The organism is Gammaproteobacteria bacterium, assembly GCA_003696665.1.
GTDB lineage: Bacteria > Pseudomonadota > Gammaproteobacteria > Enterobacterales.
Genome location: RFGJ01000463.1, coordinates 1 through 1,413 on the forward strand (window position 1 = coordinate 1; position 1,413 = coordinate 1,413).

1 protein-coding gene is annotated in these 1,413 nt (G+C 53.1%); it reads right to left on the bottom strand.

Annotated elements, in window-relative coordinates; all coding sequences use genetic code 11:
- Positions 1 to 40: 40 nt before the first annotated feature.
- Positions 41 to 1,411: a hypothetical protein gene (locus D6694_11415; protein ID RMH39191.1), complete on the bottom strand. Its 1,371-nt coding sequence runs from the start codon at positions 1,409 to 1,411 to the stop codon at positions 41 to 43.
- Positions 1,412 to 1,413: the final 2 nt, after the last annotated feature.

Consider the following 1,413-nt stretch of genomic DNA (forward strand, 5'->3'; position numbering starts at 1 on the left):
GTTCGTATCCACCAGGAACACTTGAGCCATGACACGCCGCCTACTGTTGGATATGGGACTGAAGTTCCTGGGCTACCTCTGTGGCGGATCGAATCTCCCAATGCCCGGTGTCCTCGTTTTTCACGAACAGCACCAGATCGCCTCTCTTGAGTCCCAAGTCAGCAACCAAAGCATCGTATAACTTCACCTGGTTGAGTGAATTTAGGCGGGCTTGCGTATCGGGCCCCGTCGGTGTGAGAGCGAAGAATGCGCTGCGACGGCGGTCATCGGCCAATACAACGCGGGTGTTGTTGTTCTCATCCAGGAACACGTCGTAGAAATTTTCGGTAAACTCGAGATACGGGGAATGGGTGGAGATGAACAACTGCGTCAAAGAGACGCTGGGATCCTGCATCAGGCGACGAAGAACACCGAGGAGATGCTCCTGATAGAAAGGAGAAAGGTTCATCTCGGGCTCCTCCAACGCCACCCAAGCGTAGTCACCTAGGAAAAGTTGTCCAAGGATCAGGAGCAATTGCTGCGAGCCCGAGCCAAGATTTTCCAGAGGCAGGCGCCCCTGTGGGCGGATAAAACCGATGTCGATGCGATTTGTCTCCGGGTCCAAGGCAATATCCAAGGTCCCCAGTGCGAAAGGTTCTTGTGCAAGGATGCGCTGGATCGCTTCGAGGCGCTTTTTCTGCTGAAAATCAGAACTCAGATAGGCATAGAAAAGTTTTTGCTTGAGATTGTAATGGTCGACAGGCTGTTCGCCGTTTCGCTGAGTCCAGCGTTCGCTTTCAAAGCGACGCGTGGCCCCGATTCGGTGAAAGCGTGGGAGGACCGAGGCAACCTCCTGGGGCGATAGGCTGAAGTCCTCCCATTCCTTCCAGTGGTTTCGGATCTGAAAGGCGACTTTCTTGTCTGCACGGCGTTCAAGAGCGACTGTACTCTCCAGGACACACTGTTCGAGTCCCGCATGGCGTAATCTGGCATCCAAGCGGGAGGCCGGCGAGTCCTTTACTCCGTTGGAAGAAATATCTTTTGCTCGTACAAGAACACGAACCTGTATCTGGATTTGGCCGGCGCCTTCTAACTGAAAGGGTGTGGGGAACGCGTTATCCAAATCGGCATAGGCGATTTGGCCATCAGCTTCTTCAGCCGTAACCAACAGCCACGACCAAAGTGATAGGGCCTCAAAAATATTCGATTTCCCCACGTCGTTCCGACCAAAGAACACGTTGACGCCGGACAGCGCTGAAATCTTAATATCCCGGATGCTTTTGAAACCCTGAACACGTAAACTTTCGATTTTCATTTGATCGAATACTCCTTCCTTGCAGAACCAGCCAACAACCCGCACCGCAAGATCTATCTCGCAATCTGTCTCATGCTGCGTCTCCGGATGCAGCGAGATGCATCTCCTGGTGCGGATCA